Raw genomic sequence first — 22,287 nt, 5'->3', positions numbered from 1 at the left:
CGGCACAAGGACTTGCGCCGCCGCCTGGACAACGTTGTCCGAAGAAGACAACAGCGGTCAATGTCGGACACCGGGTGACAACGTGCATGGAACTACGAAAATCTAACATTTGTTGCCGTACCCGAGCGCACGGTTGCTGCACGCCTTGCCGCCAGTGCACTCAGACAGCAAGATGCGCCGATCGATCAGGGGAAACAGCGTGCGCATGTCGCTATCTACCGTCCGTACCGGCCGGTTCCGGTTCATTGCGTGGGCGCTGCTGGCAGCGCTGTGCCTGGGCAGTTGCCAGCGCCAAGACAGGGCTGCTGCACTGCCTGGCGCCACCGCCGAGCCGGCCGCCGCGATGCAGTCGATGACCTTGCCCTTGCGGCGCAACGATCTGGTCGCCTATGCGCGGATCCGGGTCACGCCCGCGCAATACACCCAGTTGGAAGCGGCCTGGCGCAGTGGCGCCAGCCGCTGGCCGTTGACCGAACTGCCGCTGCCCAACGAGGTCGGCAGCCTGCTCGGCACCTTGTCGGCGCCAGGCGCCGAGCGCCGCTTGCAGCAGGCCTTCGATGCGCAACTGGCCGGGCAGTCGCAGGGCATCGCCCAGGCCGCGCAGTCGCTGGGCCAGTTCGGTGTGCAATACCTGCGTAGCCGCAACGACTATCAACCCGAGCAGCGCGCCCATTACATGCAACTGGTCGATGCCTTGAGCGCTTGGGCCGCCACCGCCCCGCTGGCCGATCGCGCGCGCGCCAAGGCCAGCATCACTGACCTGGTGACCGCTGCCCGCGCCACCGGCATTGGCTCGGATGCCGATCTGCAAGGCCTGGGCATGGAAGAGAGCCTGCGCCGGCTCGGGCCGTTCTGGGCGGCGGCCAAGACCGTGCTGGAGCGCTACGACCTGTCGCTGGACAGCAGCCTGGATGCGCTGCGCACCGGTTTGATAAAGCAGGACGGTGATCGCGCCCAGGTGCGTCTGCGCTATCCGCTGGCGGCCCGCGATATCGACCTCACCATCGCGTTGATCAAGCGCGACGGCCACTGGTATCAGCAGCAGACCCAGGACGAGGTGCAGGCGCTGCTCAGCGCCATGCCGACCCCGCCCTTACCCGACGCCGTTGCAGCGCCCGACACGCCGACGGCCGTACCTGCCGCGCCAGCGGACACCGGGCAACGCCCGGCTGGGCGATAATGATGGCGATGCCAGAACAGAATCCCCTGCCGTTCCCGGACGGCCAGCCCGCCCCGCCCACCCCGGCTGCCGCCGAGATCGCCGGCAGCACGGCGGTGCCGGCGCCTGCCGCAGCGTCGGCGTTGGACGCCGCGTCGCCTGTCGGGCCGGTCATTGCCGTCGGGCGTAACGCCAAACGCCCGTGGTGGGCGCGCCTGCTCGGTCGTCTGGTCGACCCGTGGTTGAGCCTGACCATCGAACCGGATCAACCCGGCCGCTACGACGACGGCCGGCCGGTGGTGTACGTGCTGGAAGACTACGGCATGTCCAATGCGCTGATCCTGGACAAGGCCTGCCGCGAGGCCGGGCTGCCGTCGCCGCTGGTGCCGCTGCCGGGTGACCCGCTGGAGCGCAAGCGCGCCTATCTGGCGCTGTCGCGGCGCAGTAGCAGCAATTCGCTGATCCCCGAACAGCGCGGCGGCAAGACCCATTCCGATTCGCTGGCCAAGTTGCTGCAGGCGCATCGCGTGCGCGCCGATCTGGACGTGCATCTGGTGCCGGTGTCGATCTTCGTCGGCCGCGCGCCCGACAAGCAGAGCGGCTGGTTTGCGGTGCTGTTTTCGGAAAACTGGGCGCTGGTCGGCCGCTTCCGTCGCCTGCTGTCGGTGCTGCTCAACGGCCGCACCACCATCGTGCGTTTCGCGCCGCCGATCTCGCTGCGCCAGACCATGGCCGAAGGCCTGCCGCCCGAGCGCACCCTGCGCAAGTTGCAGCGCGTGCTGCGCACCCACTTCCGGCGTATCCGCGAGGCGGTGATCGGCCCGGACCTGTCCACCCGCCGCCTGCTGGTGGACCAGGTGCTGGCTGCCGACTCGGTGCGCGAGGCCATCGCCATCCAGGCCAAGCGCGACAACTCCAAGCCGGTCGACGCCTGGCGCAAGGCGCACGCCTATGCCTGGGAAATCGCCGCCGACTATTCCAGCCCGGTGGTGCGCTCGGCCAGTTTCCTGCTGACCCACGTGTGGAACCGCATCTATGCCGGCGTGCTGGTGCATCACCTGGACAAGCTCAAGCAGGCCGCGCCCGGACACGAAGTGGTCTACGTGCCCAGCCACCGCAGCCACATGGATTACCTGCTGCTGAGCTACCTGCTGTATGAGCGCGGCATCGTGCCGCCGCATATCGTGGCCGGCATCAACCTCAATCTGCCGGTGGTCGGCACGCTGCTGCGCAAGGGCGGCGCGTTCTTCATCCGTCGCTCGATCAAGGGCAATGCGCTGTATTCGGCAGTGCTGAGCGAATACGTCGCCCAGCTGGTGGCCGGCGGCTATTCGATCGAATACTTCGTCGAAGGCGGGCGCTCGCGCACCGGGCGTCTGCTGCAGCCCAAGGGCGGCATGATCGCCATGACGCTGCGCGCCTACCTGCGCCAGCCGCGCAAGCCGGTGCTGTTCCAGCCGGTGTACATCGGCTACGAGAAGCTGATGGAAGGCAACAGCTACCTGGACGAACTCACCGGCCGGCCCAAGGAGAAGGAATCGATCTGGGGCCTGCTGTGGTCGATCCCCAAGGTGCTCAAGCAGAACTACGGCCAGGTGGTGGTGAACTTCGGCGAGCCGATCGCGCTCAACGACGTGCTGGCCAAGCACGCCCCGGACTGGGACGGCCAACCGCTGCCCGACGACGAAAAACCGACCTGGCTGGCACCGGCGGTGGATACGTTGTCCACCCAGATCCAGACCCGCATCAACTGCGCCGCCGACGTCAACCCGATCAACCTGCTGGCGCTGGCGCTGCTGTCCACGCCCAAGCATGCGATGGGCGAGGCCGACCTGATCGCGCAGATCGAGTTGTGCAAGAAGCTGCTGGCGGAAATGCCGTATTCGGACCGCGTCACCGTGACCCCGCACACCCCGGCGCGCATCATCACCCACGCCGAAGAGATCAACGTGCTCACGCGCGTGTCGCATCCGCTGGGCGATGTGTTGAGCGTCAGTGGCGACACCGCAGTGCTGTTGAGCTATTTCCGCAATAACGTGCTGCATTTGTTCACGGCCTCGTCGTGGGTGGCGTGCTGCTTCCAGAACAACCGCCGCATGAGCCGTGCCGGTCTGTTGCGCCTGGGTCGCACCCTCTACCCGTTCCTGCAGTCCGAGTTGTTCCTGCCGTGGAGCGAAGATCGTTTTGCCGAACGCATCGAACAGACCATCGACATGTTCGTACGCGAAGGCTTGCTGCTCAACGTCGCCGACGACGATGGCGGCGTGCTGACCCGCAACACCGGGCAGACCGACGAAGTGTTCCGCCTGCGCGCGATCGGCCATTCGCTGCAGCAGGCGTTCGAGCGCTATTACATCGCCATTTCGGTGCTGGTGAAGAACGGCCCCGGCGTGCTCGGTGCCGGCGAACTGGAAAGCCTGTGCCAACAGGCCGCGCAACGTCTGAGCCTGCTGTATGCCCCGGCCGCGCCGGAGTTTTTCGACAAGACCCTGTTCCGCGGCTTCATCCAGAAACTGCGCGAGCTGCGTCTGGTCTGGCCGGATGAGAACAGCAAGCTGATGTTCGACGACCGGCTGGATGTGTGGGCGAAGGATGCCAAGTTCATTCTCGGCCGCGAATTGCGCCACACCATCGAACGGGTCAGCCCGGCCGCAGCCAAGCCCGATGTGGTAGCGCCGCCGTCCGAGTGAGGCGGTCGGGCTTCTGCCCCATCAGGTTCGTGCACAACGATCGCTGCGCCCGGTTCTTGCGCCAGCGGATGGCTGCAGCAGGGGGCTGCAACAGCTGATCGGTGCAGCAGCGTGCTGCACTCGCTCATCGCTGTATCAGCTCGCTGCAATCGACGATTGCAGCCTCGGATCGTTGCAATCAGTGATCGGCCCACGCTCGCTTATCCCGCCAGCGGGAGAAGGTGCCCGCAGGGCGGATGAGGGCGTGCAATCCATCTCGCACCAGCAAGTCACTCCAACAGCGCAGCACCACACACAACGCAGGCTTCACACAAAACCGCCGTTGGTTTCATCGCGCACTTGCAGCCCTGCCGATAACATCGGCTGACCTTTCACAATGATCGGGTGCGTTCTACGTCAGGCGCGTCCGGCAGGAGACGTCCATGCGCGCAGCGATCCACACCCAATTCGGTGACCCGGCCCAGGTATTGGCACTCGGCGAGCGGCCCACGCCGCAGCCAGGCAAGGGCCAGGTGCGCATCGCCATGCGCCGCGCGCCGATCCACAATCACGACCTGTGGACTGTGCGCGGTAACTACGGCTACAAGCCCGCGCTTCCCGCCATCGGTGGCAGCGAAGCCGCAGGCGTGATCGACGCACTCGGCGAAGGCGTCGAAGGTCTGCAAGTGGGCCAACGCGTTGTCGCCGCCGGCGTCCACGAAAGCTGGGCCGAGTTCTTCCTCGCCAGTGCCTCCGGTGTCGTGCCGCTACCCGACGCATTGGACGACGACCGCGGCTGCCAATTGATCGCCATGCCGCTGAGCGCGCTGATGCTGATCGAATTCCTGCACGTGCAACAAGGCGACTGGATCGTGCAGAACACCGCCAATGGCGCCGTCGGCAAGACCGTGGCCATGCTCGCTGCCGCGCGCGGCATCAACGTGATCAACCTGGTGCGCCGCGATGCCGGCGTGGAGGAACTGAAGGCGCTCGGCATCGGTAATGCCGTGTCCACCGCGCAGGAGGGTTGGCAGGACCATGTGCGCGCGCTGGTCGGTGACGCGCCGATCGTGCGTGCCATCGACTCGGTCGCTGGCAGCGCGGCAGGCGAATTGATGGGACTGCTGGCCGAAGGTGGCGAACTGATTTCGTTCGGCTCGATGACCGGCGAGCCGCTACAGATTTCCAGCGGCGATGTGATCTTCAAGCAGGCCACCGTGCGCGGCTTCTGGGGCAGCAAGGTCACCACTGCCACCAAACCCGAGGACAAGCGCCGCATGATCGGTGAGCTGCTGAAAGCCGCACTCGATGGCAGCCTGGCCTTACCGGTGGAAGCGGTGTTCGATCTGCAAGACGCCGCCAAGGCTGCCGCCGCAAGCGCCGAACCGGGGCGTCGTGGCAAGGTCCTGCTGCGCGCTGGCTGAGCACACCGACGCAACTGGCTCAAAGACAGCAGGTGCGTCACCAAATCATTGAGACAAACGTCCCTCTCCTGCCGGGAGAGGAACGGCTTGCGCATCTGCCCGCGAGACTGCTGCCATCCGCCCTGCGGGCACCTTCCCCGCACGCGGGAGAAGGACATTGTGCGGCAGTGGAATAGCGAGCTCGCATGCGCACTAGCCCCTCTCCCGCTTGCGGGAGAGGGGTTGGGGTGAGGGGACGGCCCAAGCGACCAGCACGACCGGCCTCAGCGCAAGCCGGCGTCCACCATCAGACGAACCCTGCCTGCCCAACCGCCTGCCACCGCGACGCGGATCTCCACGACGGCAACGCCAGCCCAAGCGGCCGCACGCACGGCATCACGCCGGCTCGTCAGGCACCAGCTCCATTTCCAGCCGCGTGATGCAGTCCTTGAGATGCAGCTTGCGCTTCTTCAAGCGCTTCATCTGCAACTCGTCCTCCGGGTTGGCGGGCACGCGCTGGATTTCCTCGTCCAACGCGCGATGGGCGCGTCGCAACTCGGCGATCTGCTCGGCGATCTCGGCGGGTGAGAGAGTGTCCACGGTTCCGAGCATACACAACCACGGGCCGGCCGCGTCACCCGCGCTTGCCAACACGCCCGAGGCTGCCACAATGCCCACGCGCCATCGGGGAAACGACGGCGCGCCCTACCCATCATTGCCATGCGGCCACGGCCGTCGAGAATGGAGTCTTTACGATGCGTTTGCGTTCTTCCCTGCTGGCCCTGAGCCTGCTCACCGCCGCCAACCTCGCCGCAGCTGCCGACGCTGCCAAGTACGACGGCTTTCTGTGCTGCAACCTGCGCACCGACGGCAGCTGGATCAGCGACAGCAACTACGCCGAAGACGGCAAGCGCGTGCTCCCCGTCGGCACCCCGGTCAGCGTCACCGGCTTTGGCCGCAACCGCGTCAACCTCAAGATCGCCGGCGAAAAGCAGTCCATCGGCAACGACTACAGCCGCGACCTGGACAACACCGCCTTCGCCGCACGCTACGTCGTCACCGCCGACCCCAAGCTCAAGCTCGCCACCTTCCCGCCGAAGATTCGCCAGGCCATCAACGATGGAAAGCTCACCGGCGGCATGACCCGCGAACAGGTCCTGATGGCCGTCGGCTACCCGATCAGCAGCGAAAACCCGAATCTGGACGCCTCGTTGTGGCGCTACTGGCGTGACAGCTTCTCCGAGTACCAGGTGCAGTTCGGCCCTAGTGGCAAGCTGGTCAAGGTGACGGCCGATCCGCAGTTGATGAATCTGGTTTGGCTTCCCTGAATTGATCGGGTGGTCGCGCCTCGCGCGGCCACCTGAGTGGCCCTCACTGCCCGGCCGGTGTTTCGCTTGGTCGGGCGGAGAAACTGCTGGCGCCAGGAACGGACGTCTGGATTTTGGGACCAGCCAACCAGACCAGACGTGTCAAGCGCTAAGATTCGTCTTTGGTCAACCGGCCGCCAAAGACCGAAGCCCCTATGCAACGACATCCGGATCTGTACCCCAACGACGATAACGGCGACACCCTCTGGCACATCGCCCAGCAAGGGGTGGATCTTTCCAAGCCACGCGAGATCGCGTTTTCCGTCGTCTTCCCCACGAAGGAGTCGGCATTGGAATTCTCAGTGACGCTGCTCCGCTTCGAGCAGAAAGTTCGCTGCTGTCACTACGAGGAAAACGCGGCGTTTCCGATGGACGTGACGGTGTATCCGACCATGATCCCGTCGTACAAGGCGATTTCGGCTTTCGAAGAAGAGCTGGCAACGGAGGCCAGGCCGTTGGGTGGTTTGAATGATGGCTGGGAGTTTGCGGTGGATGACAAAGACGTCTAATGCAGTCAGTGTGCGAGAGCCTAGGATGCAGTTACTGCATCACTGAGCGCGTCGCAGTTTTTACAGCATTGACGCGTTACCGCGGCGACTGCGGCACGCGACGCAGCTGTGACACGTCGTAGCCCATGGCGGCGATACGTTGAACGGCCTGCTGATAGTCGGCATCGGACACCTGCGGGGTACGCGCCATATACCAGACGTAATCGCGCTTGCTGCGTGCCACGATGGTTTGCGCATAGTCTGCATCACGCCAGGCGATCACGTACTCGGCCTTGAACGGCCAGAGAAACTGCATGCTCCACAGCGCGCCATTGCCCTCCTTTGCAACCTGGCCAATGGGATGCATGGACTTGAGCGGCGCCTGGAAACTGCCCTTGCGAAAAGTAAACGTGGTCTGGATGCGGCCATCCGGTCGCAGCGCGTAGCGCTCCACGGCATCGTAGGCCTTGCGCTCGGGCCGGGTAGGAATGTGGGCGATGACGTACCAGTCGCCCATGAAGCGTGGCACATCAACGGTGTCTGCGCGGGGCAGGGCGGCGCCTGAATCGCTTGCGCCAGCACTCCCGTGGACCGCGAGTGTCAGTAACAACAGCATCGAACTATGTCGCATGGCAACCTCCATCAAAAGAGCATGTACATGGCCTACGTCGCCGCAATGCGCCTGGATGCGGCCCCATGCGATGCAGGTCCGGCCCAGCCGCAAGCTGGACCACTGTCGTAGTCAGATGACGGTACCGTGCGAGTCGTCATGGCAACGTTGAAGAGCAAGACCCAAGCGTTGCGCAGACGGCAGGAAGCGCGCGATCACAGGTCGGTGAGCGCTGGTTCAACGATCAGCCGCAGTGAGGATCACGACGTGCTTTGGACGCGCAGAGGGGACAGGACTTTCGTTCAGTGCCAGCGGTCGCGCCATGGCGGGCTGGTTGGATCTCGGGAGGCGGTTGCCCAACGGCATTCACCAAGGCGACACCGCCCCTTCCCCATACGGATAGATCGTCGCGATCCTTCCCTCCTTGTCGTGCTCCAACGGCGCCATCTTGATGCTGCGCAAATGCGTCTGTCCGCCTGATAACACCGCGTCGTGATAGAACAGGTACCACTGTCCGTCGAAAAGGCAGACAGAGTGATGCGTGGTCCAGCCGACCACCGGTGCGAGCAGCACACCCCGGTAGGTGAACGGCCCGTACGGGGTATCGCTGGTGGCGTAGCAGATGCGGTGGGTGTCGCCGGTGGAGTAGGACAGGTAATAGCGGCCGGCGTGGTGGTGGACCCAGGGGCCTTCGAAGAAACGGCGGGCGTGGTCGCCGGCGCGTATTGGGGTGCCGTGTTCGTCGAGGATGACGATCTCGCGGGTGGGCTCGGCCAGTTGTGTCATGTCTTCGCGCAGGCGCGCCACGCGTGGGCCGAGGGCAGGCGCGTCGTCTGCGGGTTCCTGATGGGTCGGTGCATAGACGTTGTTGCGGTAATGCTGCAGCTGGCCGCCCCAGATGCCGCCGAAGTACAGATAATGCGCGCCGTCATCGTCGGCAAAGACTGCCGGGTCGATCGAATAGGCGCCGGCGATGGGCTCGGGCTCTGCGACGAATGGGCCTTGCGGGCCATCGCCTACCGCCACGCCGATCTGGAAGAGGCCGTCGGCGCGTTTTGCGGGAAAATACAGATAGGTCTTGCCGTCGCGCTGGGCAGCATCCGGCGCCCACAGCTGTCGCTGCGCCCAGGGCACATCGCGCACATGCAGCACCTGGCCCAGGTCTTCCACCGGCGCCTCAGGGTGCGCCATGCGGAACACGTGATAGTCGGCCATGTCGAAATGCGAGCCATCGTCGCTGAAGGCAACGCCGGCATCGATGTCGTGGGACGGATAGAGATACAACGCACCGTCGAACACGTGGGCAGAAGGGTCGGCGGTGTAGAGGTGGGTGACCAGCGGTGCGGAGATGGCGGTGCGCGCTAGGGCCTGCAGTGCAGCGGTGGACGATTCATCGGACATGCGCGTACCTGTGCATGAGGTGGAAGGGAGTTGACGTCAACTGGTCGCCACGGGCGCGGCTTGTCGGCGCACGCCGAGTTCGCCTTCGATGCGGGTTTCCAGCGCCTTGTCGATTTCATACAGCGCCAGCAGCGCGGTGCCGAGCAGGAACGGGATGGAGGCGTACACGCTGATGGCCATGCGGATACCGCTGGTGACCGCGGCGCTTTGCTGCGGCAGGGCAGCGTCGTAGCCATAGACCGCCAGGATGCCGGCGACCAGTGCGCCGCCGACGCTCAGGCCGATCTTCAGCCCGCACAGCATTGCCGAGAAAATGATCGCGGTGGCACGGCGGTGGTTCTTCCATTCCGAGTAGTCGGCCACATCGGCAATCATTGCCCACAGCAACGGAATGGTGATGCCGTAGAAGAAACCATGCAGCACGTAAGAGACGAACACCCAGCCGATCGCGTTGGGTGGATACAGATAGAACGCGAGCAGAAACAGCGTAGAGATCAGCAAGGCACCGCCGAAGACATTGCGCTTGCCGTACCGGTCTGCCAGACGTTTGGAAAACCCGATGCCGACGATCATCGCCAGGATGCCGCCGGCACTGAACACGCTGAACGCCGATGTCGGCGCATCCTGCGGCCAATGCAGCGCGCTCATGCCGGCGCCGGTCAGCACGTTGTTGATCGCGGCGATAAACCGGTTGAAACCGGCGTCGTCGAGAAACTGCGCCAGTGCGCCAGGGTCGAGGTAGTACTTGAAGTAGTAGATGTACATCCCGCCCTTCATGGCGAGATTGACGAACACCAGGATGGTCAGCGCCAACATCACCAGCCAGGGTTTGTTACGCATCAGGTCGGTGAGGTCCTGGCGCACGCTGGTGCGTTGTTCGCTGATCGGCAACACCCGCTCGCGGGTGGTGAAGAAGGTGATCAGAAAGCATAGCGTGCCGACAGCGGCGAACAGCGCCATGGTGTTGCGAAACCCTTGCGCCTTGTCGCCGTTGCCCAGGATCAACACCAGTGGCAGCAACAGCACCTGGATCACGAACTGCGCAAACGTCACAGCCAGAAAGCGATATGCCGACAAACTATTGCGCTGCTCCATGCTGCCGGTGAGCACGCCGCTCAGTGCCGAATACGGCAGGTTGTTGGCCACATACACCAGCATCAACAGCGTGTAGGTGGCGAATGCGTAGGCGATCTTGCCCTGTTCGCCGAGTGCGGGCGTGTTGAACGCGGCCAGCGACAACGCGCCGAACGGCAATGCGGTCCACAGGATCCATGGCCGGAACTTGCCCCAGCGCGTGCGGGTGCGATCGGCCAGGATGCCGATGATCGGCGTGAACACGAATGCGCCCAGCAGGCCGACCACGAAGATCAGCGTGGCCGCTGCGCCCGCCGGAATGCGGAACACATCGGTGTAGAAGAACGCCAGAAAAGTGACCAGCGTCTGGAAGATCAGGTTGGCCGCCAGGTCGCCCAGGCTGTAGCCGATCTTTTCGCGCAAGGAGAGTTGCTGTGAGCGATCGTTCATGGGATGGGGCGGGGCTCAAGGAATGCTGCGGGAAACGCCGCAGCGCGCGATGCCGCCGATCGCGGCACGGATGTGCCACGACCGGCCGGCACGGCACTCAGAAGGTACCGCGGATGCCGAGCATGACGGTGCGCCCGGGTTGATACAGGTCGTAGGTGGCATTGGGCCAAGCGTAGGTGGTCCGCAGCGGCTCGTCGGTGATGTTGGTGACGTTGAGGGTGATCTGCGGTTTGGACGGCAGCCAGTCCAGCGCGTAGCTGGCCGATAGATCCAGCTGACCGCGTGCATCGGCGTTGAGGCGTGCGTAAGGGATGCCGTTCTGGTTGGCGCCGGAGATCACCATGTCGTCGTTCCAGGTGTAGGACAGGCGCACCGAGGCGGCGTCCTTTTCCCAGTACACGGTGCCGTTCCACAGGTTCGGGGCCACACCGACGGCGACGGCGGGAATGCCTTCGCCTTCGGAGGATTGGGTGACATGCGTGTAGTTCACGCTGAAGCCCATGCCGTCGATCAGCTTGTCCAGCGGCTGCACCCAGATTGCCTCGGTGCCGCGGATGTTGAGCACGCCATCGGCGTTGACCTGCGTCTGCACATCGACCGTGGCCGCATTCGGGCCACCGCGCTGCTCCAGGCCGGCCTGCTGGATCGGCAACAGGCTGTCGTAGGCCACGCCGAGATCGTTGAAGGGAATGCGACGCACGCCGTTGACGGTGAAGCCGCTGATGCGCTTGTTGAACAGGGTCAGGCCCACGTAGCCTTCGCCGCCGGTATACCACTCGCCGCCGAAATCCACGTTGGTGGACAGATACGGCGCCAGGTTCGGATTGCCTTGCGTTGCGGTCTGCGCGGACGGGTCGCTGAAATTGGTATTGGGCAACATCGCGCTGGGGTCGGGGCGCGTCAGCGTGCGCGAGCTGGACAGGCGCAGCACCACGTTGTCGGCGACATCCCAGGCCGCGTTGAACGAGGGCAGGGTTTCCTTGTAGTCCGAATCCAGCACCTGCACCTGGCGGACGCCGTTGATGGTGACCGGGCCGGTGATGGTCTGGTCGGTGGTCACGTAGCGCACGCCGGCATTCAGGCGCAGCGTGCGATTCCACACTTCGGTTTCGGCGTTGGTTTCGATGTAGAAACCCAGGTTCTTTTCGCGGATGCCGCCGGCCGAGGCACCGGTATTGGCGGAGTTGGTCTCCGGTGCGGAATCGCGTAGTGCGTAGTAGTTGGTATCGCCGAGGAAACGGTCGAAATCGGCGGTGATGAACCCGCCGGGGCCGGGCCGCAAATAGCCGGACAAGGCCGCGTTGGGAATTGCCGAACCGGGCCCGCCATTGCATACGTTGCCGCCACCGCCGCGGCACACCACCTGTTCCCACGCGGTGCTGTTGTCGAAGCCGCGGATGGTGCGCTCGGCCAGATCGTAGGCCGCGCCGATCTTGATGTTGCGCTTGTCTTCGCCGAACTGCAGGTCGGCGCGCGCACCGCGCGTTTCGGTTACGCGTTTTTCGTTCTGGATATTGACCCGGCCACCGTTCCAGCCCCAGCCAAGATTGGGGTCGTTGAGATCGAGCGGACTGGTGATCGAGGGTTGATCGCCGCCCTCGTTGCGGTAATCGACGGTGGTGAACGGCGAGGTGACCAGGATGCTGGGCGATTCGCGCGCCAGCCAGCTGCGGGTGGCGTTGGCCTGTACGTTGAGCTTGATGTCCTGATCGGCACCGAACAGTAGCTCTGCGCCGGGATTGACGCTCCAGAACTTGACGTTCTCGTGGTACGGACGCGCTTCCAGGAAATACTGCGCATTGGCAAAGGTCGCGCTGGTGACCACGTTGTTCTGGTCCAGCTGCATGCCGAGCGGGATCATGTTGCCGTTGCGGCCGATCAGATTCATGCTGATCCGGTTGGTGGTGCGCTTGGCTTCGGAATACAACGTGTCCAGGTAGAAGTGCATGCTGTCGGACGGCCGCCACTCCAGCGACATGACCGACGCATCGCGATCGCGGTCGCCATCCATGTGCACGGTGCGGCCCAGGCGCGGAATCAGCGCATCGCTGATCTGGTCGATGCTCAGGCCGGGGTTGCGCGCCAGCAACCACGCCGCATCGATGGTTTCGCCGGTGGTCAGGCCGCTGCCGGCGGTGGCCGGCACCCGGTCCGGAATGCGCCAGTTGCCGCCGCCGTTGACGTTGCAGGCCGCCGGTTGATTGGTTGCCGGCGTGCCCGCAGGCGGGGTGAGCCCGCACTGGGTGTAGGTCAGGCCGGGGTTGGTCCAGCCCACGCTCTCGAAGCCGCGCACGCCCAGCTTGCTGCGCACCGACGCCACGCCGAACAGCGCGCCGAGGGTGCCTGCCTCGTTGGTCCAGCTGCCCATCAGTGCACCACGCGGAGTGGTCTTCTCGCTGGTGCTGTTCCAGTCGGCTTGCGCCTGATAGGTGAAGTGCACGCCGGGGCGATCGAACGGCCGCGCGCTGCGCATGTCCACCACGCCGGAGACACCGCCTTCGAGCATGCTCGCGGTGGGCGTCTTGCTCACGGTGAGCTGGGTGAAGAATTCGGTGGGAAACAGGTTCAGATCGACTTCGCGGTTCTGGTTCTGCGCATTCAGGCCGATCGAGGCGGTGGCGATGCTGGCGCCATTGAGCGTGGTCTTGGTGAAGCTGGTGCCCAGGCCGCGGATGGCGATGTTGAGGCCTTCGCCGTTGACGTCGCGCGAGAGCTGCACGCCGGGAATGCGATTGAGCGACTCGGCGATGTTCATGTCCGGGAACTTGCCGATGTCTTCGGCAAACACGGTGTCGGCAAACCCTACCGAGTCGCGCTTGGCATCGGTGGAAAACTGGATGCTGCGCCGGTAACCGGACACGGTGACCGTATCGAGCTGGGTCACCGCATCGCCGCTGGCGGCGGTGGCCGGCGGTGTTTGCGCAGTGGTGGCGGCGCTGTCGGCAGCGGTGGACTGTGCCCAGGCGGCAGTGCTGGTCATGCCCAGCAGGATGGATCCCAACGCGCAGGACAACGCGGTTCGTGCGTAGCTGTTCTTCACCGTAATCCCTTCCCTAACAGGTGAGCAGATGTCCCACGCATCGCCCCTGCGCAGGGAGTGCCGCTGCCGGCGGTCGGCGCGGCGGTGGTGCAAGGTGGGAGACGGGCGATCAGTGGCGTTGGATGTTAGCGCTACCAAATTCGGAACAGCACGCTGCAGGGCAGCATAGTTGGCCGACTGCGGCGGCCAACGTTGCGGCGCGGCACGTCGATACGTCGCCGCACAGACATGCGCTTGCCGCGTGCTGCACTGCGCGATGGATTTATCGCGGCGGCATGGTAATGGTAGCGCTATCACCCGTGGCGCAAGGCCACCTTCGTGCAGGCGCAGTGGTCGATGACTCGAACCGAAGAACACAGCGGCAAGACCCCGAACTGCCTTCGAGATGCGGCGCCGCGTGGCGACGTTCGCTACGCGAATTCCCACTACCTGTTGCATGTAGCACCGTTGCGGTGGTCGCGCGCATGAGCCAGTTGCCGCCGGAAAGTGCGCCTGATGGCGTCGTGGAACGGTTGGGGCGTGTGCGCTGGCGTGTCTGCGCGTTGCTGTTGGCAGCCACCACCATCAACTATGTCGATCGCCAGGTGCTCGGCGTACTGGCGCCGTTCTTGCAGACACAGATCGGCTGGAACGAAATCCAGTACGGCTACATCGTCACCGCATTTCAGGCAGCGTATGCGCTCGGGTTGCTCTGCAGCGGTGCGGTGATCGACCGCTTCGGCACGCGCCTGGGCTACGCCCTGGCAATCGGGGTCTGGAGTCTGGCGGCGATGGGGCATGCGCTGGCCACCACGGTGATGGGATTTGCGATTGCACGCTTCTTCCTGGGGCTGGGCGAATCGGGCAACTTTCCCGCGGCACTCAAGACCGTGGCCGAATGGTTCCCGCGCCGCGAGCGCGCGCTGGCGACAGGCATCTTCAATTCCGGCTCCAACATCGGCGCCATCGTCGCGCCGTTGCTGGTGCCGGTGATCGCCACGACCTGGGGCTGGCAGGCGGCCTTCCTGTTCACCGGCGTGCTCAGTGCGACCTGGCTGGTGGTGTGGTGGCTCAGCTATCACCCGCCCGAGCAGCAACCGAACCTGTCGGCTGCCGAGCTGGCGCATATCCGCAGTGATGCGCACGAGCCGGTGCAGCAGCGGCTGTCGTGGTTGCAGGTGTTGCGGCATCGGCAGGCCTGGGCGTTCGTGCTGGGCAAGCTCATCACCGACCCGATCTGGTGGTTCTTCCTGTTCTGGCTACCGAAGTTCCTGCATGCCGAATACGGATTGAGCCTGCTGCAACTCGGCGCCCCGTTGATCGTGATCTTCGTGCTGGCCGATATCGGCAGCATTGCCGGTGGTTGGGTCGCCGGGCGCTTCATCGCGCGAGGGTGGAGTGTCAACCGTGCGCGCAAGACCGCCATGTTGATCTGCGCGCTGTCGGTGGTGCCGATCGTGTTCGCCGCGCGTGCCGACAATCTCTGGGTGGCGGTTGGCCTGATCGGCCTGGCCACTGCCGCGCATCAGGGCTGGTCGGCCAATCTGTTTACCCTGCCATCGGACATGTTCCCGCGCCATGCGGTCGCCACGGTGGTCGGCATCGGTGGCTTCGCCGGCGCGGTGGGCGGCATGGTGATCGCCACCTTCATCGGATTCCTGCTGCAGGCGACCGGCAGTTACGTGCCGGTCTTCCTGATGGCGGGCTCGGCCTATCTGCTGGCGTTGTTGGTGGTCCACCTGCTGGTGCCGCGCCTGGAGCCGGCGCACGTGCCGATCGATAATGCGGCTGCACCGACCGCATCGTCCTGAGGGAACCATCATGCGCAGATGCAATGTGATAGCGGGCCTGTTGCTGGCGGCGAGCAGTGCAATGGGTGTGCATGCGGAACCACTGGCGTCCGGTGCATCCAAGTTCCTAGGCAGCGCCTATGGCCCGCAACAAGCGCAACACTTTACCCAGTACTGGAACAAGCTCACCCCCGAGAACAGCGGCAAGTGGGGCAGCGTGGAAGCGGTGCGCGATCGGATGGATTGGAGCGGGCTCGACGCCGCCTATGCCTTCGCCAAGGCCAACGGCTTGCCGTTCCAGATGCACGTGATGGTGTGGGGCAACCAGCAACCGGAGTGGATCAAGTCGTTGCCGCCGGCCGAACAACGCCGCGAGATCGAGCAATGGTTTGCCGCCGTGGCGCAGCGCTACCCGGACATCGACCTGCTGGAAGTGGTCAACGAGCCGCTCAACGACCCGCCCAGCAAGAACGACACCGGCGGCGGCAACTATCTGCAGGCACTGGGGGGTAACGGTGAAAGTGGCTGGGAGTGGGTGCTGCAGTCGTTTCGGCTTGCGCGGAAAGATTTCCCGCGCGCGCGACTGATGATCAACGACTACAGCATCACCAACAACCCGCAGGCCACCCGGACCTATCTGCGGATCGTGCAGCTGCTGCAGCGCGAAAAGCTGGTCGATGCCATCGGCATCCAGGAACACGCCTTCGAGACCACGCCGGAGGTGGCGATGTCGGTGCATCGCGCCAATCTCGATGCATTGGCCGCCACCGGTCTGCCGCTGTACATCACCGAATTCGATCTGGACGGCCCAAGCGATGCGCAGCAACTAGCCGACTACCAGCGCGTGTTTCCGGTGTTCTGGGAACACCCCGGCGTCCACGGCATCACGCTGTGGGGCTTTCGGCCGGGGCTGTGGCGCGACAAGGAGGCGGCCTATCTGATCCGTACCGATGGCAGCGAGCGGCCGGCGCTGACCTGGCTGCGTCAGTATGTGGCCGCGCATCGCAGTGCTGCGCCATGAGCGCTGTACCACTTCTCTTTCGTTTGTTTGTCGACTGACCTATGCCCACACCCACATCCTTGACGCTGCACGACGACCGCCTGTTGCCTGCCGACCCAGGCACGCGCGCGATCGCGCGCCGCCTGTATACGCAGATCGCCGCATTGCCGATCATCAGCCCGCACGGCCATACCGATCCGGCATGGTTCGCCACCGACGCAGCGTTCGCCAATGCCACCGCGTTGTTGCTGGTGCCGGACCACTACGTGTTCCGCATGCTCTACAGCCAGGGCATCGGGCTGGATGCGCTGGGAATTCCACGTGCGGACGGGTCGCACGCAGCCGTCGATCCACGGACGGCGTGGCGCGTGTTTGCCGAGCACTACACCCTGCTGCGCGGAACTCCGTCGGCGTTGTGGCTCAATCACGTGTTCCACAAGGTATTCGATCTGCGCATTCGCCTGGATGCCGGCACAGCCGATCATTACTACGATCACATCACCGCCGCCCTGCAGACGCCGGAATTTCGACCGCGTGCGTTGTTCGAGCGCTTCAACATCGAGGTGATCGCCACCACCGAATCGCCGCTGGACACACTGCAGCATCACACCACCATCGCCGGCAGCGGCTGGCAGGGACGCGTGGTCACCGCCTACCGTCCAGACCCGGTGGTGGACCCGGAGCACGAACAGTTTGCCGACGCACTGCAACAGTTCGGCACGCTCACCGGCGAGGACGTGCTGAGCTGGCAAGGCTATCTGCGCGCACATCGGCAGCGGCGCGCGTTCTTTGCCGCGCATGGCGCCACCTCCACCGATCACGGTCACCCCAGTGCGGCCACTGCCGATCTCTCGCCGGGCGAGGCGCAACGGCTGTTCGATACCGTGGTGCGTGGCGCAGCCACACCCGCACAGGCCGAGTTGTTCCGCGCGCAGGTGCTGACCGAGATGGCGGCGATGAGCCTGGACGACGGGTTGGTGATGCAGCTGCACCCGGGCTGCTTCCGCAATCACAACCGGCCGTTGTTCCAGACTTACGGGCGCGACAAGGGCGCCGACATTCCGATGCGCACCGACTATGTGCATGCGCTCAAACCGTTGCTGGACCGGTTCGGCAACGACCCGCGCCTGCGGCTGATCGTGTTCACCCTGGACGAGACCAGCTATAGCCGCGAGTTGGCGCCGCTAGCCGGGCATTACCCCTCGCTGCTGCTCGGCCCCGCGTGGTGGTTCCATGACGCGCCGGAAGGCATGTGGCGGTTCCGCGAGCAGACCCTGGCCAGCGCCGGCTTCTACAACACCGTGGGCTTCAACGACGACACGCGTGCGTTTCTGTCGATCCCTGCGCGGCACGATGTGGCGCGACGCGTGGATAGCGCGTTCCTGGCCAAACTGGTGGCCGAACATCGGTTGGAGGAAGACGAAGCGGTCGAGGTGGCGATCGATCTGGCGTATCGCCTGCCCAAGCGGGCCTACAAGCTGTGAGGCTGTGCGCGGTGCAGCGATGCCCGCGCGCGCGTCTGGTGCTCAATGCGCAATGGCGCGATGTCCTCAATGGCCGCTGCCTGGCCATCGTGCGTGCGAAGCCAGGTGCACGCGGCGTCATCATCGTCCGTGTGGAATCGGACACCTTGCACGCGGCGAGCACGCAGGTCGTGGCGGAATGAGGCGGTGTGCGGCCGATGTAGTTCAGGTGGCCTTTCAACAGGAATCCAGCCATGCATAAACCCACCGTGTGTCCGGCAACGCGCTTGCGCATCGGCTTGGCCGCCATCGGCATCGTCATCGCATTGCCCGCGCTTGCCGCGTGCGACAGCCGCAGCAGTTCGCTCAAGCGCGCCTATGCCGATGGCTTCCTGGTCGGCACTGCCGTCAATGCCGACATCGTCTCCGGCAAGGATGCGGCCTCTGCCGCATTGGTCGCATGTCATTTCAACGCCATCACTGCCGAGAACGTCATGAAGGCCGAAGTGGTTTCGCCGCATCCCGGCGTGTTCGACTTCAGTGCCGCCGATGCGTTCGTCGGTTATGCGCGCCGCCACCACATGTTCGTGGTCGGCCACACGCTGGTCTGGCATAACCAGACGCCGGATTGGTTCTTCGTCGATGCGCAAGGCAAGCCCAATACCCCGCAGGCGCAGCTGGAGCGCATGCGCGCGCACATCGCGCAGGTGGCCGGACGCTATGTCGGCAAGGTGCAGGGCTGGGATGTGGTCAACGAGATCATCGACGAAGACGGCAGTTATCGTTCCACCAACTGGGTGCAGCGCGTCGGCGATGGCGACACGGTGGTGCGTAATGCGTTCACGTTTGCCCAGCGCTATGCGCCGAACACCGAGCTCTACTACAACGACTTCAACGCCTGGCGGCCGGCCAAGCGCGATGGCATCGTGCGCATGGTCAAGATGCTGCAGGGCGCCGGCATCCGTATCGATGGCGTCGGCATGCAGGGGCACTGGGGGCTCGACTACCCAAGCCTGCGCGACATCGAAGACGCCATCGATGCGTACGCCGCGCTGGGGATCAAGGTGATGATCACCGAGCTGGACGTCGATGTCCTGCCGCTCACCAAGGAAGGTCAGGTCATCGGCACCGGCCTTGCCCACAAGCAGTTTCAGCTACCGGAATTCAAGCGCTTTCTCGATCCCTATCGCGATGGCCTTCCGCCCGACGTGCAGGCGCAACTGCGTGATCGCTACGCCGAATTGTTCGCGCTGTTCTGGCGCAAGCGCGACAAGCTCGCACGTGTCAGCGTCTGGGGTGTCAGCGATGACATGTCGTGGAAAAACGATTATCCCGTGCCCGGCCGCACCAACTACCCACTGCTGTTCGATCGCAATCATCAACCGAAGCCCGCGTTGGATGCGGTGTTGGCGGTGCCTGCGGCCGCTAGCGAGCGCTAACGTGTCACGTGCGTGTATCTGCCTCGTGCACAGGCAGGATGGCATCATGGCCGCACTTCGCTAGTGGATTGACCGATGCGCTTGCCGCCCTATCTGCTGTTGGCCGTTCCGTTGCTCGCAATCCTCGCCGCCTGCACCAGGAAAGAGCCGCCACCGCCGCGTTTCACCGCGATCGGGCAGTTGAAAACATTCGATCGCCGCTTCAGCGAGATGGTCGCCAGCGACGCGCGCATCGAAAAGCTCAGCGAAGGCTTCATCTGGTCGGAAGGCCCGACCTGGGTCCGCAACGGCGGCTATCTGCTGTTCACCGATGTGCCGGACAACACGCTCTATCGCTGGTCCGAGGACGCGGGCCTGTCGGTGTTCCTGTCGCCGTCGGGTTATAGCGGCCCGGCGTTGGACACCCTGCGCGAACCCGGCGCCAATGGGCTGTACGCCGAACCCAGCGGCAGCGTGCTGCTGGCCGACTCCGGTACCCGCATCATTGCCCGGCTCGACCCGGCCACCCGCAAGAAGACGCCGCTGGCGACACAGTTCGAAGGCAAACGCTTTAACAGCCCCAACGATGTGGTTCGGCGCAGCGACGGCGTGGTGTTCTTCACCGACCCGCCGTACGGCCTCAAAAACATGAACGACTCGCCGGTCAAGGAGCTGCGCTTCAATGGCGTCTATCGCCTGGACAGCGACGGCAGCGTGCATCTGCTGGACGATACCCTGGGCTTTCCCAATGGGATCGCGCTCTCGCCGGATGAGCGCACCTTGTACGTGTCCAACTCCGACCCGGAGCGCCCGATCTGGATGGCCTATGCGCTCGATGCCAAGGGTGCCGTGACCGGCAGGCGTGTCTTTGCCGATGCCTCCGATTTGGTCGCCAAGGATGCGCCCGGCCTGCCCGATGGCATGGCGGTGGCCGCCGATGGCCACCTGTTCGCCACCGGCCCGGGTGGCGTGATCGTGTTCAATCCGGCTGGACAGCGCTTGGGCCGTATCGAAACTGGCGAGCCGATCTCCAACTGCGCGTTCGGCAATGACGGCCACACGCTGTACATGACCTCGCATGCGATGTTGACGCGGGTGCGGGTGAAAGCGCTTGGGTTGGAGTTTGCGCGCTAGAGGCTGTTCCAGGCGACCACAAAGCACAACATGCTGAATGTGCCGCTCCATCCTGGGAGCGGTCATTGGCTAGGATGACGCCCGATCGTCCGTGGCCGTGGCCGCTGTCCTGTCTCCCGCCAACATCGCGGGTTGAGGTGTTGCCGGTTACCTATATTTATCGCGCCATCTGCACGTCACTCAACACCAGCATGTCTTCCAGCTCCGGGCCGCCGCCACGGTTTGCGCTCCCTGCAACGAGATAGAGATCGCTGCCGATCGCCGCGGCCTGGGTGCCGTGCCGCCCCTGTGGTAAGGCTGCACGTGTCGTCCATGTGGACGTCGCCGGATCGAAGGCTTCGACCTCGTCGTGCGCCTTGACCTGGCGCATGCTTTCGCCGCCCATGATGAGCAGCTGCCCGGCGTGTGCGATGGCGGCGGCACCGGCGCGCGGGGTCGGTAACGCGGCCGGTGCCACGCGCCACGTGCCATGCCTGATGTCGTACACATCGACCTCGGAAATCGTCTGCGCCAACGTGTTGCCACTTTCGTGTGCCGACCTGCGTCCGCCGGCTGCATACACATTGCCATCGATCACCACCGCGTGGAAATGATCGCGCGCACGCGGTGCGTCGGGTAGCTGGGTCCATTGCTGCGTTCGGGTGTCGAACGCATCCAGCCACGGGACATAGCCCCGCATATGACCACGCGTGTTGCCGCCCACCAGATACAGCACACCGTCGTGCTCCACCGTGCCGGCAGAGCCACGGCGACGGTCTTTGGGAATCTCTGCACCAACCTGCCAGCGGTCGGTGGCAGGATCGTAGATCAGCATGTGGGTCAGTGAAGGTTCTTCCGGATAATTGCCGGTGAACCCGCCAACGAGGTAGATCTTTCCGGCAGATACCACCGCTTGCGCGTGATTCACGGCCAATGGCGGTTTGCTGCCTTGCGACCAGCGGCGCGTCCTGCTGTCGTAGATCGCCAGTGGCCGATCATCGCGGCCGCCGATCAGATAGAGACGCTCGCCGATCGACACCATGCTGTTCTCGTGGCGTGCATGCGGTGTGCCCTTGCCAGCCACTGCTTTCCAATGCACTGCGTGCTGCTCCGTCGGCGATCCAGGCGTGTGCACGGCGGTCCCGGCAAACGCAGGCAAGCATGCCGATGCAGTCGACAACAGAAGCACACACAAAGCATTTGCTGACGGTGTCATGGCAGATCACTCCCTGGATGCGGAATGGCAAGTGGATCGACACATCACCACCTTCTGCCGCTTCCAGGCAAGCTGATCAGTACCGGCGCCGTGCAAAGGCAGGCGCAGTCAACATGCGCATTGTCGAAACAGTAGAATGCGCGGGCAGGTCCATCGAGTTGCGCCAGTAGTCACCGAACGAGGGAACGCATGGCTTCCGATTCTTCCGCGACCGAACGCACCATCCCGCTGCTGCCAAGCCGTTCGATCGCGCGAACGCTTGTGTTCTATCGTCGCCTTGGATTTGTCGGAGACGCGCATCCGCATGATGCCGGGTACGCGATCCTGACGCGTGGCGAGGTGGAACTGCATTTCTTTGCGCATCCGGACCTTGAGCCGGCAGCCTGCTATGCAGGGTGTTACATCCGGGTTGGCAATGCCGATGAGGTCTACGCCGCCATGCGGGTGGCCGATCTGCCGACACGTGGCATTCCGCGCCTCGATCCGGTCGCGGACAAGCCCTGGGGCATGCGGGAGTTTGCGATTGTCGACGAGGACGGCAACCTGCTTCGGATCGGGCAGATGATCGAGGGCTAAGCGCATGCCGGATCTATCGAGATCTGCACGCGTGACGTGTACAGGTTGCTGCTGGGTGCGCTGCATGACCG

18 protein-coding genes are annotated in these 22,287 nt (G+C 64.5%); 12 read left to right on the top strand and 6 right to left on the bottom strand.

What is annotated here, in order from left to right:
• Nucleotides 1–205 precede the first annotated feature (205 nt).
• From GGR62_RS03540 to GGR62_RS03530, 3 genes are all read left to right on the top strand, one after another.
• A complete protein-coding gene (locus tag GGR62_RS03540) occupies nt 206–1,180 on the top strand; it encodes a hypothetical protein (RefSeq protein ID WP_184406585.1) in 975 nt (324 codons plus the stop codon).
• Nucleotides 1,180–3,849 (top strand): glycerol-3-phosphate 1-O-acyltransferase PlsB, encoded by a 2,670-nt coding sequence (plsB, locus tag GGR62_RS03535; protein WP_184406584.1) that lies wholly within the window; start codon nt 1,180–1,182, stop codon nt 3,847–3,849. Before GGR62_RS03540 ends, plsB begins: the two co-directional genes overlap by 1 nt.
• A gap of 422 nt (nt 3,850–4,271) precedes the next feature.
• The gene (locus GGR62_RS03530) at nt 4,272–5,252 is read left to right on the top strand and encodes a zinc-binding dehydrogenase (RefSeq protein WP_184406583.1); all 981 of its coding nucleotides are present in this window, start codon (nt 4,272–4,274) and stop codon (nt 5,250–5,252) included.
• Nucleotides 5,253–5,627: 375 nt separating this feature from the next.
• On the opposite strand, the gene GGR62_RS03525 is transcribed toward GGR62_RS03530, so the two are convergent.
• The gene (locus GGR62_RS03525; RefSeq protein ID WP_184406582.1) at nt 5,628–5,831 is read right to left on the bottom strand and encodes a YdcH family protein; all 204 of its coding nucleotides are present in this window, start codon (nt 5,829–5,831) and stop codon (nt 5,628–5,630) included.
• Nucleotides 5,832–5,986: 155 nt separating this feature from the next.
• Between GGR62_RS03525 and GGR62_RS03520 the strand changes: the two genes are divergently transcribed.
• A complete protein-coding gene (locus GGR62_RS03520) occupies nt 5,987–6,559 on the top strand; it encodes a hypothetical protein (RefSeq protein ID WP_184406581.1) in 573 nt (190 codons plus the stop codon).
• 194 nt (nt 6,560–6,753) lie between these two features.
• Complete coding sequence (locus GGR62_RS03515; protein ID WP_184406580.1) at nt 6,754–7,107, top strand: ribonuclease E inhibitor RraB; 354 nt, start codon at nt 6,754–6,756, stop codon at nt 7,105–7,107.
• Between the two features lie 76 nt (nt 7,108–7,183).
• On the opposite strand, the gene GGR62_RS03510 is transcribed toward GGR62_RS03515, so the two are convergent.
• The 4 genes from GGR62_RS03510 to GGR62_RS03495 all read right to left on the bottom strand — a co-directional run bounded on the left by GGR62_RS03510 (nt 7,184) and on the right by GGR62_RS03495 (nt 13,661).
• Complete coding sequence (locus GGR62_RS03510) at nt 7,184–7,717, bottom strand: lipocalin family protein (protein ID WP_184406630.1); 534 nt, start codon at nt 7,715–7,717, stop codon at nt 7,184–7,186.
• A gap of 345 nt (nt 7,718–8,062) precedes the next feature.
• Nucleotides 8,063–9,097 (bottom strand): glycoside hydrolase family 43 protein, encoded by a 1,035-nt coding sequence (locus tag GGR62_RS03505; RefSeq protein WP_184406579.1) that lies wholly within the window; start codon nt 9,095–9,097, stop codon nt 8,063–8,065.
• Between the two features lie 36 nt (nt 9,098–9,133).
• Complete coding sequence (locus tag GGR62_RS03500) at nt 9,134–10,621, bottom strand: MFS transporter (protein WP_184406578.1); 1,488 nt, start codon at nt 10,619–10,621, stop codon at nt 9,134–9,136.
• Nucleotides 10,622–10,718: 97 nt separating this feature from the next.
• On the bottom strand, nt 10,719–13,661 hold the full coding sequence (locus GGR62_RS03495; protein WP_184406577.1) for a TonB-dependent receptor: 2,943 nt from the start codon (nt 13,659–13,661) through the stop codon (nt 10,719–10,721).
• 464 nt (nt 13,662–14,125) lie between these two features.
• Here GGR62_RS03495 and GGR62_RS03490 point away from each other — a divergent pair, with 464 nt between their 5' ends.
• The 6 genes from GGR62_RS03490 to GGR62_RS03465 all read left to right on the top strand — a co-directional run bounded on the left by GGR62_RS03490 (nt 14,126) and on the right by GGR62_RS03465 (nt 20,445).
• Nucleotides 14,126–15,451: an MFS transporter gene (locus GGR62_RS03490; protein ID WP_184406576.1), complete on the top strand. Its 1,326-nt coding sequence runs from the start codon at nt 14,126–14,128 to the stop codon at nt 15,449–15,451.
• Between the two features lie 10 nt (nt 15,452–15,461).
• On the top strand, nt 15,462–16,451 hold the full coding sequence (locus GGR62_RS03485; RefSeq protein WP_184406575.1) for an endo-1,4-beta-xylanase: 990 nt from the start codon (nt 15,462–15,464) through the stop codon (nt 16,449–16,451).
• Between the two features lie 41 nt (nt 16,452–16,492).
• Nucleotides 16,493–17,914: a glucuronate isomerase gene (uxaC, locus tag GGR62_RS03480; RefSeq protein ID WP_184406574.1), complete on the top strand. Its 1,422-nt coding sequence runs from the start codon at nt 16,493–16,495 to the stop codon at nt 17,912–17,914.
• 11 nt (nt 17,915–17,925) lie between these two features.
• Nucleotides 17,926–18,096, top strand: coding sequence for a hypothetical protein (locus tag GGR62_RS03475; protein ID WP_184406573.1), 171 nt, complete (start codon nt 17,926–17,928; stop codon nt 18,094–18,096).
• A 51-nt stretch (nt 18,097–18,147) separates the two neighbouring features.
• Nucleotides 18,148–19,332 carry an endo-1,4-beta-xylanase gene (locus tag GGR62_RS03470; protein ID WP_184406572.1) on the top strand — a complete coding sequence of 395 codons (1,185 nt, stop codon included), beginning with the start codon at nt 18,148–18,150 and terminating at the stop codon, nt 19,330–19,332.
• Nucleotides 19,333–19,407: 75 nt separating this feature from the next.
• Nucleotides 19,408–20,445 (top strand): SMP-30/gluconolactonase/LRE family protein, encoded by a 1,038-nt coding sequence (locus tag GGR62_RS03465; RefSeq protein WP_184406571.1) that lies wholly within the window; start codon nt 19,408–19,410, stop codon nt 20,443–20,445.
• 157 nt (nt 20,446–20,602) lie between these two features.
• Here GGR62_RS03465 and GGR62_RS03460 read toward each other — a convergent pair whose 3' ends face one another.
• Entirely contained in the window at nt 20,603–21,523 is a 921-nt protein-coding gene (locus GGR62_RS03460) for a kelch repeat-containing protein (RefSeq protein WP_326520231.1), read from the bottom strand.
• A gap of 306 nt (nt 21,524–21,829) precedes the next feature.
• Between GGR62_RS03460 and GGR62_RS03455 the strand changes: the two genes are divergently transcribed.
• Nucleotides 21,830–22,216 carry a VOC family protein gene (locus tag GGR62_RS03455; RefSeq protein WP_184406569.1) on the top strand — a complete coding sequence of 129 codons (387 nt, stop codon included), beginning with the start codon at nt 21,830–21,832 and terminating at the stop codon, nt 22,214–22,216.
• Nucleotides 22,217–22,287 lie beyond the last annotated feature (71 nt).

The organism is Xanthomonas sp. 3075, from assembly GCF_014197275.1.
Classification (GTDB): domain Bacteria; phylum Pseudomonadota; class Gammaproteobacteria; order Xanthomonadales; family Xanthomonadaceae; genus Xanthomonas; species Xanthomonas campestris_B.
The sequence above is the reverse complement of the archived record's forward strand: the minus strand, read 5'-3'. Positions and strand labels throughout refer to the sequence as shown.